General features: G+C 70.1%; 17 protein-coding genes and 1 tRNA gene. 9 read left to right on the top strand and 9 right to left on the bottom strand.

Annotation, left to right across the window (positions count from 1 at the left end; all coding sequences use genetic code 11):
* The first annotated feature begins 36 nt into the window (after nucleotides 1-36).
* The 3 genes from F1721_RS31325 (at nucleotide 37) to F1721_RS31315 (ending at nucleotide 1,640) form a co-directional block, all read left to right on the top strand.
* Complete coding sequence (locus F1721_RS31325; RefSeq protein WP_150070435.1) at nucleotides 37-642, top strand: TetR/AcrR family transcriptional regulator; 606 nt, start codon at nucleotides 37-39, stop codon at nucleotides 640-642.
* Between the two features lie 512 nt (nucleotides 643-1,154).
* Complete coding sequence (locus tag F1721_RS31320; protein WP_150070434.1) at nucleotides 1,155-1,361, top strand: hypothetical protein; 207 nt, start codon at nucleotides 1,155-1,157, stop codon at nucleotides 1,359-1,361.
* Nucleotides 1,362-1,565: 204 nt separating this feature from the next.
* Nucleotides 1,566-1,640 (top strand) — tRNA-Ile (locus F1721_RS31315).
* A gap of 728 nt (nucleotides 1,641-2,368) precedes the next feature.
* On the opposite strand, the gene F1721_RS31310 is transcribed toward F1721_RS31315, so the two are convergent.
* The 3 genes from F1721_RS31310 to F1721_RS31300 form a co-directional block, all read right to left on the bottom strand.
* Nucleotides 2,369-2,551, bottom strand: a complete 183-nt coding sequence (locus F1721_RS31310) for a hypothetical protein (protein WP_150070433.1) — start codon at nucleotides 2,549-2,551, stop codon at nucleotides 2,369-2,371.
* Nucleotides 2,552-2,556: 5 nt separating this feature from the next.
* A complete protein-coding gene (locus F1721_RS31305) occupies nucleotides 2,557-3,174 on the bottom strand; it encodes a hypothetical protein (RefSeq protein ID WP_150070432.1) in 618 nt (205 codons plus the stop codon).
* 152 nt (nucleotides 3,175-3,326) lie between these two features.
* A complete protein-coding gene (locus F1721_RS31300; RefSeq protein WP_150070431.1) occupies nucleotides 3,327-3,812 on the bottom strand; it encodes an Lrp/AsnC family transcriptional regulator in 486 nt (161 codons plus the stop codon).
* Between the two features lie 71 nt (nucleotides 3,813-3,883).
* On the opposite strand from F1721_RS31300, the gene F1721_RS31295 reads away from it, so the two are divergent.
* Together F1721_RS31295 and F1721_RS31290 are read left to right on the top strand one after the other, a co-directional pair.
* Nucleotides 3,884-4,810 carry a threonine ammonia-lyase gene (locus F1721_RS31295; RefSeq protein ID WP_150070430.1) on the top strand — a complete coding sequence of 309 codons (927 nt, stop codon included), beginning with the start codon at nucleotides 3,884-3,886 and terminating at the stop codon, nucleotides 4,808-4,810.
* Complete coding sequence (locus F1721_RS31290; RefSeq protein ID WP_150070429.1) at nucleotides 4,807-5,577, top strand: NAD(P)-binding domain-containing protein; 771 nt, start codon at nucleotides 4,807-4,809, stop codon at nucleotides 5,575-5,577. Before F1721_RS31295 ends, F1721_RS31290 begins: the two co-directional genes overlap by 4 nt.
* A gap of 100 nt (nucleotides 5,578-5,677) precedes the next feature.
* Here the strand turns inward: F1721_RS31290 and F1721_RS31285 are convergent, their stop codons facing one another.
* Complete coding sequence (locus F1721_RS31285) at nucleotides 5,678-6,262, bottom strand: GNAT family N-acetyltransferase (RefSeq protein WP_150070428.1); 585 nt, start codon at nucleotides 6,260-6,262, stop codon at nucleotides 5,678-5,680.
* A gap of 107 nt (nucleotides 6,263-6,369) precedes the next feature.
* Here F1721_RS31285 and F1721_RS31280 point away from each other — a divergent pair, with 107 nt between their 5' ends.
* A complete protein-coding gene (locus tag F1721_RS31280) occupies nucleotides 6,370-7,233 on the top strand; it encodes a TetR/AcrR family transcriptional regulator (RefSeq protein WP_150070427.1) in 864 nt (287 codons plus the stop codon).
* Here F1721_RS31280 and F1721_RS31275 read toward each other — a convergent pair.
* Nucleotides 7,197-8,018 (bottom strand): LLM class F420-dependent oxidoreductase, encoded by an 822-nt coding sequence (locus F1721_RS31275; protein WP_150070426.1) that lies wholly within the window; start codon nucleotides 8,016-8,018, stop codon nucleotides 7,197-7,199. The two genes, F1721_RS31280 and F1721_RS31275, sit on opposite strands and share 37 nt — an antisense overlap.
* Nucleotides 8,019-8,056: 38 nt before the next feature.
* Entirely contained in the window at nucleotides 8,057-8,755 is a 699-nt protein-coding gene (locus F1721_RS31270; protein WP_150070425.1) for a class I SAM-dependent DNA methyltransferase, read from the bottom strand.
* A gap of 203 nt (nucleotides 8,756-8,958) precedes the next feature.
* Between F1721_RS31270 and F1721_RS31265 the strand changes: the two genes are divergently transcribed.
* Nucleotides 8,959-9,585: a LysE family translocator gene (locus F1721_RS31265; protein WP_150070424.1), complete on the top strand. Its 627-nt coding sequence runs from the start codon at nucleotides 8,959-8,961 to the stop codon at nucleotides 9,583-9,585.
* Nucleotides 9,586-9,633: 48 nt separating this feature from the next.
* On the opposite strand, the gene F1721_RS31260 is transcribed toward F1721_RS31265, so the two are convergent.
* The 3 genes from F1721_RS31260 to F1721_RS31250 form a co-directional block, all read right to left on the bottom strand.
* A complete protein-coding gene (locus F1721_RS31260; protein ID WP_150070423.1) occupies nucleotides 9,634-9,840 on the bottom strand; it encodes a YbdD/YjiX family protein in 207 nt (68 codons plus the stop codon).
* Nucleotides 9,837-11,978, bottom strand: coding sequence for a carbon starvation CstA family protein (locus tag F1721_RS31255; protein WP_170301663.1), 2,142 nt, complete (start codon nucleotides 11,976-11,978; stop codon nucleotides 9,837-9,839). Before F1721_RS31255 ends, F1721_RS31260 begins: the two co-directional genes overlap by 4 nt.
* A gap of 251 nt (nucleotides 11,979-12,229) precedes the next feature.
* Entirely contained in the window at nucleotides 12,230-13,054 is an 825-nt protein-coding gene (locus F1721_RS31250) for an LLM class F420-dependent oxidoreductase (RefSeq protein ID WP_150070473.1), read from the bottom strand.
* A 277-nt stretch (nucleotides 13,055-13,331) separates the two neighbouring features.
* Between F1721_RS31250 and F1721_RS31245 the strand changes: the two genes are divergently transcribed.
* Together F1721_RS31245 and F1721_RS31240 are read left to right on the top strand one after the other, a co-directional pair.
* On the top strand, nucleotides 13,332-13,823 hold the full coding sequence (locus F1721_RS31245) for a SigE family RNA polymerase sigma factor (RefSeq protein WP_150070422.1): 492 nt from the start codon (nucleotides 13,332-13,334) through the stop codon (nucleotides 13,821-13,823).
* Nucleotides 13,820-14,848, top strand: a complete 1,029-nt coding sequence (locus tag F1721_RS31240; protein WP_150070421.1) for a hypothetical protein — start codon at nucleotides 13,820-13,822, stop codon at nucleotides 14,846-14,848. Before F1721_RS31245 ends, F1721_RS31240 begins: the two co-directional genes overlap by 4 nt.
* The last annotated feature ends 50 nt before the right edge of the window (nucleotides 14,849-14,898 follow it).

Raw genomic sequence — 14,898 nt, 5'->3', positions numbered from 1 at the left:
GAATAGTATCCGGTACAGCTGTGCTATAAAAGCCGCATGCCGAAGATCGTGGACCACGAAGAGCGCCGACTGCGCATCGCCGAGGCGTTGTGGCAGGTGGCCCGGCGCGACGGGATCCACGCGGTGTCGGTGCGGACGGTGGCGGCGCAGGCGCAGATGTCGCCGACCTCGCTGCGCTACTTCTTCACCACGCAGGACGAGCTGCTGGAGTTCGCCATGCACGCGGTGGCCGACCGCGTGGCGGTCCGCGCCCGGGCGCGCCTCGAGGACGCCGGAACCCCCGAGGGCGTTCGCCGCCTCCTGGAGGAGCTCATCCCGCTCGACGCCGACCGGCGCCTGGAGCAGGGCGTCTACCTGGCCTTCCTGGTGCGCGCGCAGACGCACCCGGGATTGCGCGCGGTGGGGGAGAAGGTGGAGTCGCAGCTCGCCGACCTGGTCCGCCACGCGGTGGAGGTCCTGCACGCCACGGGCGGCCTCGGCGAAGGGCGCTCGATCGACAGCGCGGCCCGCAGCACGTACGCGCTGCTGGACGGGCTCGCGTTCCAGGGCGCTCTCTGGCCGGACAAGCACCAGCCCAAGAAGCTCAAGCAGATCTTGCGCGACCACCTGGCCGAGCTGGCCTCGCCGAGCGCCGGGAGCTGACGTCCTCTCCGCACAGTGGACGCCGGGTGTCCGAAGCGGACGTCGCCGGGTGATCGCGATAACACGTGCCGCGTCGCGGGTGCCGCGCTGGCGTTCGCTAAGATCGGTGGTGGGTACTTCGGTACCGCAATCGGGGTGATCGGCAGCGAACGCGGACGCGGGAAGCGGTGCGCTGAAGCGGTTTTCGCAGTTGCAACATCCGGACGGGACTGCCGCGACGTCGTGGTCGCGGCGACAGTGGTTCACCTGTCCGGGCGACTCGGGGTCGGGATGGATAACAATCCCGGATCAGTGCGCGATCACGTCCTTGCTCGACTCGCGGTCAACGGCGTCGGCGCAGATGATTTGTGCGAGCCGCGTGACCCGCGGACCGACGACCGACCACGCTGGTTGATCCGCCCGATTGCTGACCGAAACGAACTCGTGATGCGTTTCGCGCAACGGATTGCCGTTGTGCTTCGTCTCTCTAGCAGTGGTCCGAGGGGACTGACTACAGGACGGGGGAAGTCAGGATGTCCGCACCAGGGATCGGCAAGAACTCGCACCTCTCGCTGCCCGACCTGGCTTCGGTGACCAAGTTGCCGAAGCCGATCAAGGCGCTCGTCTACCTGGTGATGCTGGCGGTGCTGACCGTCGCCGGGATCGCCGCGCTGATGGCCGCGATGGTGGTCATCGGCCAGCTCACCGGCGCGTTCGACGTCTTCAGCTTCCTGAGCTGACGGGTCGCGACCGAACCGGGCGGCGCACCGCGGTGCGCCGCCCTTTCTCATGCCCGGCCGAGCCCGCTAGTCCGGTCGGCGCAGCGCCGTGCGCAGCGCATTCGACCGGTCCGACCAATCGGCCGGTAGGCCGCTCGGCGGGTCCACCCGAAGGTCGCAACCCCCCGGCACCTCGCTACGATCGCCAGTGTTGCCAACACCACGGGGGCAGTAGCTCAGCAGGTCAGAGCAGCGGACTCATAATCCGTCAGGTCGTGGGTTCAAGTCCCACCTGCCCCACTCCTTCTGCAGGTGAGAACAGTTCTGCCTGATCAAGGTCGAGATCGTCCCCCTGCATTTCCCATACGTTTCGTTCGATCGCCCTTGCTGGGCAGCTTCTCCAGGGCTTTCGCGGTCCTGCGGCTGATGGTCCGTCGCTGCATGCAAGTGTCCTGCGTGATGCTCGGCCGGGGTGCCACAGGTGCGCGGCGATCAGGCGGGCCGACACCCCCGACTCGTCCAACAGCCTCGTGACCGTCCGGCGGAATGTGCGGAAGGTCAGCCAATCATCGTATCCGTGGTTGGTGCGGAACTTTCGCCAGGACCGGTTGGTGTTGTGGATGTCCCGTTGTTTGCCGACCGAGTGGGGGCGGGCCACCGGCCCACGATGGCGTCGGGATCGGCGCGTCGTCTTCGTCCCGGCCGAGGCGGCGGTCACCTGGGCTGGTGGGTGCGGGATAAATTCAGAGTGTCAACTTTGCGGCCGTAGAGGCTGAAGTTTATTGGCGTGGCTGCGCCTGGGTCAATTTCTAGCCTCCCGCCCCAGAACTTCTTGCTTGGGGCAGGAATTTCCTTGCTTCTATGTGATGATGGTCGGCGCGAGGTGTGATGTGATTGCCTCCTGGGCCGTAATTCGGACCTGCATTTCCTGTTGGCGATTTCCTGTGCTTCCCGCGATGCGCTCTTTCGGGGTGTCGAAAAAGAGCTCCCCTGGCGTTGGATTGTCAAGGAGAGGGGTTTCTTCATTTTCAGTCGCGAAGGTGGAACCAGATCAGGAAGATTCCTCCAGCGACAAGAGCGATCACGGCGAAAACCGCGGCCGCTGGGAAAAAGATCTCCGGGGCGGCGAGGTAGAGGATGAGCGATACCAGGCCGAACGCGATGATGACCGGCCAGGCGACCTTGTCCGGGATCTTGGGCTGCTGGGACAAGGCCATCACCCGCTGTTCGCAAACCTGCGGAGCTTGAGCATGTTGCCGGCCAGGGCGTTCAAGGTCGCACCTGCCCTGACCGAGTGCGCCAGGCCGTTGTAGACGAGTGCCCACAATTCCCGGTTCGCTTCGAGGCTTCCGATGTAAACGCGGACCTTCCTGCCGTCTGCATCGTGCAGAACCAGGGTCCAGCCAAAGACGATGCCGTAGAGGTGGATTTTCGTGATCCTGTATGTGTCAACCCATTTGCGGTTGACGCGCAGCCAGTCGGCGCCTGCCGTGAGGTGAACGTTCCACCCCGACACCAGCATGATCAGCCCGGCCAGCCCGACGATGCCCAACATCACCGGGTCCGACATCCACTCGAAGCTACCGCGTTGCAGGCTGGCCCCGATTATGATGACGCCCATCACGATCAAGGACCCGAGCAGAACCGTTCGCTTGTCCTGGATGAAGACGTCCAGTGCTGGTCCCCGCTCGTCGGGAGTCTGGCCGGCCTTGTCGAGGTTCTTGGTTGGCGCGGGTCCCATCTTGCCGAGGGCAAGCGGTGCCTCTGGCGGCCTGGGTTCACCGGTACGGGGGTCGGGCTTCACCGGGAGGTCTGCAAACATCGAGTGTGTCACCGCGTCATCTTCGGATTGATCTCTTCGAGCCGCTTGCCCGTCTCGCAAATCCCATCTTTGACATCGTCGTAGTGGTGGTCAACAACGTAACCGACGCCAGCGGTCAAGATGGTGCCGACAACCAAGGTGTATTGCTGTGCGGAAATGCGGGTTCAGGGGAGGAGGAATTCGCTCGGCAGGGTTGTGCCGCTCTTGACCGTGTCCAGCAGGAACATCGTGTCGTAGCGGCGGATGTTGTCGTCGGTCTTGAACAGGGCGTCGCTCAGGTCTCGGAGGGCTCGGATCGAGGTGGCCGTGAGCAGGACGGCGTAGTCCCACCGGCCGGAGAGGGCGTAGCACTGCTGGACCTCCGGTTGCGCGCGGAGCCGGTCGGCGATGCGCCGGTGGTGCTCGGGGGACTCCTCTACCAGGGTCAGCAGCACGAGCGCCTGGGTCAGGGACGGGGTTCGGTCGGTGTTGACGACGGCGACGGTGCGCAGGAGTCCGGTGGTCTTGTAGCCCGTGATGCGGCGCTGGACCGCGCTGGGGGACAGGCCGACCTCGTCGCCGAGCTCGCGGAGGGTTCGATCCGCGTCGGCCTGGAGGAGGTCCAGCAGTTGCGCGTCGATCTCGTCCAGCGGTCGCTGCTTGGCGGGCATGCGCAAAAATATTGCGTCCCGGCGCAAACAACGCAAGCGCGTACCGGACCGGGTTGCCTAGCGTTCGAGGCATGGATCAGCCCAACGCGCTCATCGCGAAGGCGAGAGCCGTCATTCCCCCGTGCTTCCTCGACACCCCGCAGTACGAGGACGAACTGCTCAACGAGGCCCTCGGGCGCAGCGTCACCGTCAAGGTGGAGACCGCGAACCCCATCCGCAGCTTCAAGGGACGCGGTGTGGCCGTCGCCCTCGCCGACGTGCCCGCTGGCGAGACGGTCGTGTGCGCTTCGTCGGGCAACTTCGGGCAGGCGGTGGCGCACATCGGCCGCGCTCGCGGCCTGCGCGTCGTGGTCTGCACGTCCACCGACATCAACCCGGTCAAGCGCGCGCGGATGACGGCCTTCGGGGCGCAGGTCGTCGAGGTCGAGGGCGGCGCGGAAGCGGCGAGCCGCGCCGCTGCGTCCTCGGCCGCGGAGACCGGAGCGCATCTGGTGGTCGACGGCGTTCACCCGGGGATCGCCGAAGGGGCGGCCACGATCGCCGAGGAGCTGGCCCGCGACGGCGAGTTCGACGCGGTGGTCGCGCCCATCGGCGACGGCAGCCTGATCAGCGGGCTCGCGCTCTGGCTGCGCGAGCACGCGCCCCGCACCCGCATCATCGGCGTCAACGCGACGGCCGCGCCCGCGATGCAGCGCAGCGTCCAGGCCGGTCATCCGGTCACCGTCGCACCGACGAGCAGCTTCGCCGAGGGCATCACGATCCCGCGCCCGCACCCCGAGGCGGTCGCTCGGGTGCGCGACCTGGTCGACGAGATCGTGCTGGTCGACGACGGCGAACTCCGCGACGCGATGGGGCTCGTCGCGGAGCACCTCTCCGTGCTGGCGGAACCGGCCGGTGCGGCCGGGATCGCGGCGATCGCCGCGGGCCGGATCCCGCACCGCAGGATCGCCACGCTCATCACCGGAGCCAACCCGCGACCCGCGCTGGAGCGCTCATGATCATCGGCATCATCGGAACCGGATCCATCGCCCGGGACATCGTGGACGGGCTCGCGCCCGAGGGCCCGACGGTGCACCTCTCGCCGCGCAACGCGCGGATCGCGAACGAGCTGGCACGCCGGTACCCCGACGTCCACGTCCGCGCGGACAACCAGTCGGTCGTCGATGCGGCGCCGCTGATCCTCCTCGCTGTCCGGCCCGACAACGTGCGCGAGGCCCTCGCCGGGCTGCGCGTGCCGGGCGATCGGGTCGTCATCAGTGCGGTCGCGGGGTGGTCCGTCGAAGCGCTGAGCGCGCTGCTCGGCGACGGCGTGACGGTGGTCCGGTCGATCCCGCTGCCCGCGGTGCGGGAGCGGCGCGGCATCACCGCCGTGCACCCGGCGCACCCGGCCGCGGAGGAGCTGTTCGACCGGCTCGGCGGCGCGCTCGTGGTCGAGGAACCCACCACCTTCGACGCGCTTTCCGCCGCCACGGCATCGATCTCCAGCTACCTGCACTACCTGGACGCCGTCGCCGCCTGGATCGCGCGCCAAGGCATGGCGGCCGACGCGGCGGAGAGCTACGTGCGCAGCATGTTCTCGGGCATCAGCGTCGCCGACCAGAGCACCAGCCTGTCCGAACTGGCCCGAGCGCACGAAACTCCCGGCGGCAACAACGAAGCCCTGCGGGAGAGGTGGTTCAACCCGCAGAACAGGGCCGCGCTCGACGATGCGCTGGAGCACATCCGCCGACGCGTCGCCGCCAGCACGAGCGAGTGGGCCCGGTGATCTGTGCACAGTGGACACCCATGTTTCCGCTAGGAACTCGCCGCGGTGGCCGCCACCACCCGATTCCACGCCGCCGAACTGGGTGTTCGACGCGAGCAACTCATTTCGGGTCGCGCCACATGGGTTGGAGGCGGGGGCCGTCCGGGAGGTCGATCGGGTTGGCTGTCGGGCGGAATCCGTGGCGGGCGTAGAGGTGCGTGCTGCGCGGGGTGCTGGCTTCTAGGTACGTCGGTCGGTGCTCGGCGTCGGCTCGGGTGAGGCGGTGGCGCAGCATCGCGGTTCCCGCGCCGGAGCCGCGGAACTCGGGTACCACCGCCATGGCCGACAGGTAGAGGTGCGATTCCTCCGGGTGCTGGTCGGCTGTGCGGCGGAGGACGGTGGCCGTTCGCCGGAGGGCGGGTTCGGCAGCGTCCGCGAGTTCGGCCGCCGTGCTGCGCAGGCGCGTGGCCGACATCGTCTCCGACCACACCGACAGGCCCGCGATGGTGCCGTCCGGGTGCTCGGCGAGCAGGACCTCGTCCTCGCGCAGGGCCGCGGCCACGGACTGCTGGAAGAACTCCGCGAGGTCGGACTCGGCGGCGTTCGGCACGACCCACGCGACCACCGCCTCATCGGCGAAGGCGGCCGCGTAGGCCGGGGTGATGCGGGCGAGTTCCGACGGGGTGGCCGCGCGGACGGTGATCATGGTCTGCTCCGGTGTCGTACGGGCGTTGCGAGCACCAGCATTCCGGCGGCTGCTGCCGGTTTCGAGTAGTTTCGTCACGGAACGTGTTGTGACGAAAAGGGGTGCGGATGCGGTGCGCCCAGTGCGGTGCGGAGCTGCCGGTCGCGGGTCGGGGCAGGCCTCGCCGCTACTGCGGGAGGGCTTGCCAGGCGCGGGCGTACCGGGCCCGCAAGGACGGCGTGCTCAACCGGCGCTCGGCACCCAAGCCTCGACCTGCGGTTGGGGTCGACCGCGTCGGCGTGGTGCGGGCCGCGATCCGGCTGGCTGACGCGGAGGGGATGTCGGCGGTGTCGATGCAGCGCGTCGCCGCGCAGCTCGGCGTCGCCGCGATGACGTTGTACCGGCACGTGCGGAGCAAGGACGAGCTGGTCACCGCGATGGTCGAAGCCGTGTTCGCCGAGCACTCGTCATCGCCGCGGTCCGCGGACTGGCGAGCGCAGCTGGAACACCAGGCCCGCCAGGAGTGGCAGCTCTACCAGCGGCGCCCGTGGGTGCTGGCGGTCCTGGCGAGCACCCGCCCGCCGCTGGCGGGTGCGGTGCTCGCCTCCGTCGACCGGTCGATGACCGCGCTGACCGGCCGCGGCCTCGACCCCCGCGCAGCGCTGTCCACGTACCTGCTGGTGAGCGGATACGTGCAGGGCATGGCGCTGCTCGTGGTCGCGGAGTCGCAGGCGCTGCGGGACACCGGGGTGCGCGCCGGGACGTGGTGGTCCAGCGGCCGGCTCGCGGGGCTGGTCGACTCGGGCCGGTACCCGTGGTTGACCGAGCTGGCCACCGGCGAGCTCCCCGGGCCGGAAGCGGTGGACGGCTGGTTCGAGTTCGGGTTGCAGCGGGTCCTCGACGGCGTGGCCGTCTTCCTGGATGTCCATAGTGGACACCCAGGGGAGTCGGTGGATCAGCGCAGCTGGAGCGCTTCGGACAGCGCGCGGTAGGCGGGCGCCGGGTCGCCGAGGACCTGGACGGCCACGTGGTCGGCCCCGGCCCGGAGGTGGGCGTCGATGCCCTCGGCGATCTGCTCGGCGGTGCCGTGCAGGGCCAGGGCGTCGATCAGCCGGTCGCTCCCCGGCGGCGTGACGTCCTCGGCCGTGTAGCCGTGGCGCTCCAGGTTGCGGGTGTAGTTGGCCAGGTTCAGGTACATGCCGACCGTCTCGCGGCCGGTCGCGCGGGCGCGCTCCGGATCGGTGTCGACGACGACCTTCTGCTCCGGTGCGAGCAGCGCATCGCCGAGGATCTCCCTGGCGCTGCGGGTGTGCTCGGGCGTGGTCAGGTACGGGTGGGCTCCGGCCGCGCGGTCGTGCGCGAGCTGGAGCACCTTCGGGCCGAGGGCGGCCAGCACCCGCTGAGACTTCGGGACCTCGGCGGCGTCGAGCACGTCGAGGTAGTCGACCAGCGCCTGGTACGGCTTCCGGTAGTCGGTGTTCATCTCCCGGTGCCCGGCGCCGATGCCCAGCACGAAGCGGCCCGGGTGCTTGGCGTCGATCCGGTGGAACGACTCGGCGACGGCCTCGGCGGGGGAGCTCCAGATGTTCACGATCCCGGTGGCCACGGTGATCTCCCGGGTCGCGTCCAGCAGCTGCTCGACGACGGCCAGGTCCGCGGGCGGCGAGCCGCCCACCCAGATCGTGCCGTAGCCGAGCTGCTCGATCTCCGCCGCGAGCTCCGCGTCCAGCTGCGTGGCGACCCGCCAGATGCCGATCTTGCCGAGTGAAGGGCTCATGCCTCGGCCAACACCGCGGACCGGACCGGCATTCCCGGTCAGCCGTCCTTTCGCCAGACGTAGGCGGCGGAGATCGGGTGGTTGCGGAACCGCTCCCACTTCGGCTTCACCGCGAGCCAGGCGTCGTCGATCAGCCCCTCGTGCAGCTCGGCCAGCCGCCACCCGGCCGCCAGCGCGGCGGAGACGTGGTCGCTGATCAGGTGCACGTTGGTGGTGATCGCCACCGGCTCCCCGGCGTCGTTGGTGAAGTGGGTGGGCATGCCGGAGGTCATGATGAAGTGCGGGTGGAAGGCGACCAGCACGAACGCGGCCTTCGGCGCGGCGATCCGCCAGGCCTCCCGGTAGAACGGCGCCAGGTCGGCGAGGTGCTCGTCGACCAGCGAGGAGATCACCAGGTCGTAGGCGCCCTCGTCCAGCCCGGTGGCGGTGACGTCGGCCTCGGTGAGCTGGTCGTGCGCCCCGCGCCGCCGGGCCAGCGCGAGCATCTCCGGGGTCAGGTCGACGCCGTCGATCGCGGGAACGCCCTTGCCCCGCAACCACTGCCCGGTCCGCCCGGTCCCGCAGCCGAGGTCGGCGGCGCGCCCCACAGCGGCCCACTCGGGCTCCCGCAGCCGCTCCAGCAGCGCGAGGTCCATGACGTCCTCGACGGTGTCCTCGTACTTGCCGACCCACTCCCCGTACCCGGTCCGGACGTCGACGGTCCGGTACCCGCGCGCATCAAACCCGCTGAACTCCATGCCGCCGATTCTTCCCGCCGGGCCGCCCGCGCCGAAACCGGTTTTTCGCCGCTGCGGTGGAAATTCGGCTGCGCGGTCGGTTTGGCGTCGTACTCTGCCGGGGCATCCCAGAGCGGGATGGCGGCACCTCGCGGGGTGCCGGACGTCGGAAAGGAAGCCCCAACTGACGCGCACTCCATCGCCCCCGAGGATCGGGGGCTGACGTGGATCTCGGAATCGTGCTGGCGTTCATCGGCGCGGCAGCGGTGATCTCGCTGGTGCCCGGCCCGGACATGATGTACATCCTGGCCAACGGCATCTCCACCGGGCCGCGCGGAGGTGTGGTGGCCGCGGTGGGCATGTCCACCGGCGTGCTGGTGCACACCGTTGCGGCGGCCCTCGGCCTGACTGCCGTCTTCCAGGCGGTGCCCGCCGCGCTGGAAGTCGTCCGGATCGCCGGGGTCGTGTTCCTGCTCTACCTCGCGGTGCAGTCGCTGCGGTCGTCGGCGCTGCCGGACGTGCGGGGAGCACCGGCCCGGTCGCTGGGCCGGATCTACGGCATGGCCGTGCTGACCAACGTGTCCAACCCCAAGGTGATCCTGTTCTACCTGGCGTTCGTCCCGCAGTTCGTCTCGCTGGACGCGCCCTGGCCGGTCCCGGTGCAGCTGCTCGCCCTCGGCGGGCTGCTCCTCGTGGTCGGCATCTGCGTGGACGCCGCGGTCGGCGTGAGCTCCGGCTGGCTGTCGAACGTGCTGGTCCGCCACCGCGGCGTCCAGCGCTGGCTGGACCGCGCGGCAGCGCTCCTCTTCGGCGGCCTGGCGCTGCGCCTCGCCACCGAAGACCTCCGCTAGGAAAGCGCGAAGGGCACCTCCGCGGGAGGTGCCCTTCGCCTCGACCGGTCAGCAGCAGCGGGAGCCGGGGGTGGCGTCCTGGCGGTCGACGTGGCGGCGCCAGAACTCCCGCTCCCCGAGCGGCTCCTCGCCCGGGTGGTTGCGGCGGTGGTGGTCGAGGTAGCGCTCGTAGGCGTTCTCGCCGACCACCCCGCGCACGATCTGCCAGGCCGCGCGGACCGTGCCGCGCAGCCTGGTCAGGATCGCGGTCGTCATGTGCCCGCTCCGGCCTTCTCCGCCTCCAGCTCCTTCTGGACGCGGCGTTCCTCAGCGGTCGGGATCAGGCCGGACGGGGCCCACAGCTCCGACTTGACGTACGGGGCTTCGGTGGTGGGCAGCGGCTCGGTGGCGCGCAGCGCCTTGATCCAGACGCGGACCGCGTCCACCAGCACGATCAGGATCAGCACCGCGAACAGGATGCTCAGCACGCCGTCCACGGTGGAGTTGACGACGACCTTCTGCATCTCCTCGACGGTGTGCGCGGTGCCCTTGCTGGTCTCCCCGGCGTCCAGGGCCGCCTGGTAGGCGGCGCGCTGCGCGAAGAAGCCGATCTTCGGGTCGGCGGAGAAGATCTTCTGCCAGCTCGCGGTCAACGTGACCGCCGCGTCCCAGGCCAGCGGGATCAGCGTGACCCACGCGTACTTCGCCCGCCCCGACTTGATCAGCAGCGTGGTGGCCACCGCCAGCGCCACCGCCGCCAGCAGCTGGTTGGCGATGCCGAACAGCGGGAACAGCTGGTTGATGCCGCCCAGCGGGTCGTTCACGCCCGCCCACAGGAAGTAGCCCCAGGCGCCGACGATCACCGCGCTGGCGATCCAGTTGCCGGGCTTCCAGCTCACGTCGCCGAAGCGCTTCCAGACGTTGCCCACGGTGTCCTGCAGCATGAACCGGCCGACCCGGGTCCCGGCGTCCACCGTGGTCAGGATGAACAGCGCCTCGAACATCACCGCGAAGTGGTACCAGAACGCCTTCATCGCGTCCCCGCCGATGACCTGCGAGAACACCTCGGACAGGCCGACGGCGAGGGTGGGGGCGCCGCCGCTGCGGCCGACCAGCGTCTCCTCGTCCACCGCCGCGGCGGCCGCGGCCAGCTGCTCGGGCGAGATCTGGAAGCCCAGCCCGGCCACCGCCTGCGACGCCGACTCCAGCGTGTCGCCCAGCGCGGTGGCGGGCATGTTCATCGCGAAGTACAGGCCGGGGTCGATGATGCACGCCGCGGCCAGCGCCATGATCGCCACGAACGACTCGGTGAGCATGCCGCCGTAGCCGATGACCCGGACCTGCGACTCCTTCTCCAGCATCTTCGGCGTGGTGCCCGAGGAGACCAGCGCGTGGAAGCCGGAGAGCGCACCGCAGGCGATCGTGATGAACACGAACGGGAACAGCGAACCGGAGAACACCGGTCCCTCGCCGTTGAGCGCGAACTCGGTGATCGCCTCGGTCTTCATCGCCGGCAGCGCGATCAGGATCGACACCGCCAGCATCACCACGACGCCGACCTTCATGAAGGTGCTCAGGTAGTCGCGCGGCGCCAGCAGCATCCACACCGGCAGCACCGAGGCGATGAACCCGTAGATGATCAGCGCGAAGGTCAGCTCGTTGCCGGAGAGGGTGAAGAACCCGGCCAGCGCCGAGTCGGCCACCCAGCTGCCCGCGACGATGCTCAGCAGCAGCAGGGCGACGCCGATCACCGAGGTCTCGACGATCTTGCCCGGCCGCAGGTACCGCAGGTAGAAGCCCATGAACAGGGCGATCGGGATGGTCATGCCGATGGAGAAGGTGCCCCACGGCGAGCCCTTCAGCGCGCCGACCACGACCAGCGCAAGCACCGCCAGCAGGATGATCATGATGGCCAGCACCGCGATCAGCGCCGCGATGCCGCCGATCGGACCGATCTCCTCGCGGGCCATCTGCCCGAGGCTGCGGCCGTTGCGGCGGGTGGAGAAGAACAGCACCACCATGTCCTGCACGGCACCGGCGAAGATGACGCCGACGATGATCCAGATGGTGCCCGGCAGGTAGCCCATCTGCGCGGCCAGCACCGGGCCGACCAGCGGACCGGCCCCGGCGATCGCGGCGAAGTGGTGCCCGAACAGCACCCGCCGGTCGGTGGGCTGGAAGTCGGTGCCGTTGTTCAACCGCTCGGCCGGGGTCGCGCGGGTGTCATCGGCCTTGAGCACCTTGTAGGTGAGGAACCGCGCGTAGAAGCGGTATCCGATCGCGTAGGACGCGAGGGCTGCGAAGACCAGCCAGGCCGCGGAGATCTCCTCGCCCCGGCTCAGCGCGATGACGCCCCAGGCGACCGCGCCGACGATCGCCACCAGGACCCAGATGGCGATCTCCTTGGGCGTCATCCTGCGTTTCCGAGCTGTCCCACCGCTCGGCACCGTGTTCGTTGCCACCGTCCTCGGACTCCATTCCTGCGGATGCGCGCTGCGCGAGACAACAGGTGCGCAGCAGAGACGAGGATCTGCTCGCAAGGGCGGAATGTCCAGCCCGTGGCACGGAAGTAACCAGGATGTAAGAAGTTCTCCGGTCGTCCCGGCGTTGTGCCCTGCCGCGAGTTCCGTTGAAATCGGAGGTCCGATTTCAACGGAACTCGCGTTCAGCGCAGGCGGGCGGCGAGCTCGGCCAGCTCGTCGAGGATGCGGAGGGTGTCGTCGCGGCCCCGGGTGGGCAGCAGGAACAGGGTGCGGTCGATGTCGGCCGCGGCGTAGGACTCGATGACCGCCGGGTCGCGCGGCGCCCCGTACACCGAGACCGGCACCCGCCAGCCCGCCCGGTCGCGCACCTGCGGCACGAGCTCGACCAGGTTCTCCGCGGCACCGCGCGGCAGCCAGCCGCCGCCGTACTCGGCGACCCGCGCGATCGCCCGCTCGCTCTCCCCGCCGACGTAGATGGGCGGGTGCGGCTGCTGGACCGGCTTCGGCCACGAGTAGATCGGGTCGAAGTCGACGTGCGTGCCGTGGAACTCCGCGGCCTCCTCGGTCCAGATCGCGCGCATCGCCCGGATCCGCTCGTCCATCAGCGCACCGCGGGTGGCCGGGTCCGTGCCGTGGTTGCGCATCTCCTCGCGGTTCCACCCGGCGCCCACCCCGAACAGGAACCGGCCGCCCGAGACCAGGTCCAGGCTGGCCACCTCCTTGGCGGTGGTGATCGGGTCGCGCTCCACGACGAGGGCGATCCCGGTGGCCACCAGCAGCCGCTCGGTGACCGCCGCGGCCGCGGTCAGCGCGACGAACGGGTCCAGCGTCCGGTAGTAGATCCGCGGCAGGTCGCCGCCCATCGGGTAGGGCGTCTCCCGGCTCGCCGGGATGTGCGTGTGCTCGGCGACGAACAGCGCGTCGAAGCCCCGCTCCTCCAGGGCCCGGCCGAGGTCGGCCGGGCCGATGCCCTCGTCGGTGATGAACGCGGAAACGCCGAACTGCATCGGGCCCTCCTCCGGGAGCTTGGACCGGCCGCGGTAGACGGTAGTGCGGCCCGGCGGAGTCGGCATGAGCCATCCGGGTGCGGGTACCTGCGCAAAAGCGCCACGAGATGATCATCGGTGTCTGCATCGGTAAACTCCGCCGCCGGCTGGGTGGCACCGATCGATTACGAGTGGAATCCGGTCGCAACCACGGAGGGGGTCTTGCGCGTCGTGCAGAGATGTGACGGTGTCGATCGCATTGCCCGTGACCGCCTGGCCGGGCGACGGGCTGGCGGCAATGGATGAACTGACGAGCAAGCTCACCGACCTCTACCAGGAGCATTACAAGCAGCTGCTGCGCATCGCCGTCCTGTTGGTCGACGACCGGGCCTCCGCGGAGGACATCGTGCAGGACGCCTACGTGCGGGTGTTCGACTCGCGCACCAGGTTGCGCGACCCGGACAAGGCGCTGGCGTTCCTGCGGCAGGCGGTGCTCAACCGGGCTCGCTCGATGCTGCGGCGGCGCCTGGTCGCCAAGAAGTACCAGCCCAAGCTCGCCACCGAGGACAGCCAACCCGACGACACCGGGCGCGGCGTCGACCGAGCCGTGCTGGCGGCGGCGCTGGCTAAGCTGCCGCGCCGACAGCGGGAGGCCGTCGTGCTGCGCTACTACGCCGACCTCAGCGAGTCCCGCACCGCGGAGGTGATGGGATGCAGCCAGGGAGCGGTGAAGTCGTACTGCTCGCGAGGCGTCTCGCGACTGTCTGAGCTGCTGGGGGAGCGGGTGTGAAGGACGGCAACAGCACGTGGGACGTGGAAGTGGTGCGCGCGCAGCTGCACCGGTTGGTGGACGACGTCGAGCCCAGCCCCGACGCGCTGCCCAAGATGCTCGCCGCCGCGCGGCGGCGGAAGCCGAGCCGCCGCCCGCTGTTCGCGGCGATCGGCGCGGTGGCCGCGGCGGCGGTGGCGCTCGTCGTGGCGGTCGCGGTCCTGCCCGGTCAGCAGCAGCCCACGCCGGTCAGCGCGCAGCCCAACAGCTACCTGGCGGCACCCGAGCCCGGCGTGATCGCCTCGTTCGACATCTACTCCGGTCGGCAGAACGGCGTGCTCTCCGACATCCCCGGCGCCGACCCGGAGGTGCTGGCCACCGACCGGAACCGGGTGCTCGCGGTGGCCACCACGTCCGACGGCAGGCAGCTCGTGGAGGTGGCCGCGGACGGCGCCAAGCACGTGCTGCCGGTGCCGGTCGGCGACGCGCGGCTGCTGACCGCGGGCGGCGGGCGGATCGCCTACCAGGACGGCGATTCCGTCGTGGTGCTGCGCGGCGAGCAGCAGCGCATCGCGCTCCCGGCCGGGATGCGGGTGGACGACCTCGCCCTGTCCGACGACGGCCGGTTGGCGCTGCTGGCCGCCGAACCCGGCCGCGACCGGGCGTCCGTGCTGGTGCTCGCCCCCGAGGCGACCTCGCTGGCCGACCACGTCGAGGCGACCTCCGACGCCTGCGGACCGGTGGCGATCGCCTGGTCGGGGCACGACGTCGCCGCGCTGGAGCCACCGGCCTGCGGTGCCGGGCAGGCGCGGGTGGCCACCTTCGCCGCGAACAGCGGTCGCAAGCTCGGCGCTGGCGTGCCGTTCCGGACCCCGGAGCTGACCGCCGGTACCGCCCGGTTGTCCGCCGATCCGCTCGGGCGGTTCCTGGTCTCCACCGACGGGCGCGGGCAGTGGCTGGTCGACGGCTCCGAGGTGCGCCCGCTGCCGCCCGCCTGCACCACCAGCGGGGCCTGCGCCTCCGGCCCGGGCACCTTCTGGAGCTGACCGCGCCCCGCAACACGCCCCCGATCTGATCAATCCCGACCCTGCGACCC

The sequence above is a fragment of the Saccharopolyspora hirsuta genome (assembly GCF_008630535.1).
GTDB lineage: Bacteria > Actinomycetota > Actinomycetes > Mycobacteriales > Pseudonocardiaceae > Saccharopolyspora > Saccharopolyspora hirsuta.
This window is presented reverse-complemented; position numbering and strand designations above follow the sequence as displayed.

What these genes read in the sequence shown, in the direction of transcription:
- F1721_RS31325 (WP_150070435.1), top strand. Translation starts at nt 37, where the DNA reads ATGCCGAAGATCGTGGACCACGAAGAGCGCCGACTGCGCATCGCCGAG.
- F1721_RS31320 (WP_150070434.1), top strand. Translation starts at nt 1,155, where the DNA reads ATGTCCGCACCAGGGATCGGCAAGAACTCGCACCTCTCGCTGCCCGAC.
- F1721_RS31300 (WP_150070431.1), bottom strand. Translation starts at nt 3,812, where the DNA reads ATGCCCGCCAAGCAGCGACCGCTGGACGAGATCGACGCGCAACTGCTG.
- F1721_RS31295 (WP_150070430.1), top strand. Translation starts at nt 3,884, where the DNA reads ATGGATCAGCCCAACGCGCTCATCGCGAAGGCGAGAGCCGTCATTCCC.
- F1721_RS31290 (WP_150070429.1), top strand. Translation starts at nt 4,807, where the DNA reads ATGATCATCGGCATCATCGGAACCGGATCCATCGCCCGGGACATCGTG.
- F1721_RS31285 (WP_150070428.1), bottom strand. Translation starts at nt 6,262, where the DNA reads ATGATCACCGTCCGCGCGGCCACCCCGTCGGAACTCGCCCGCATCACC.
- F1721_RS31280 (WP_150070427.1), top strand. Translation starts at nt 6,370, where the DNA reads ATGCGGTGCGCCCAGTGCGGTGCGGAGCTGCCGGTCGCGGGTCGGGGC.
- F1721_RS31275 (WP_150070426.1), bottom strand. Translation starts at nt 8,018, where the DNA reads ATGAGCCCTTCACTCGGCAAGATCGGCATCTGGCGGGTCGCCACGCAG.
- F1721_RS31270 (WP_150070425.1), bottom strand. Translation starts at nt 8,755, where the DNA reads ATGGAGTTCAGCGGGTTTGATGCGCGCGGGTACCGGACCGTCGACGTC.
- F1721_RS31260 (WP_150070423.1), bottom strand. Translation starts at nt 9,840, where the DNA reads ATGACGACCGCGATCCTGACCAGGCTGCGCGGCACGGTCCGCGCGGCC.
- F1721_RS31255 (WP_170301663.1), bottom strand. Translation starts at nt 11,978, where the DNA reads ATGACGCCCAAGGAGATCGCCATCTGGGTCCTGGTGGCGATCGTCGGC.
- F1721_RS31250 (WP_150070473.1), bottom strand. Translation starts at nt 13,054, where the DNA reads ATGCAGTTCGGCGTTTCCGCGTTCATCACCGACGAGGGCATCGGCCCG.
- F1721_RS31245 (WP_150070422.1), top strand. Translation starts at nt 13,332, where the DNA reads ATGGATGAACTGACGAGCAAGCTCACCGACCTCTACCAGGAGCATTAC.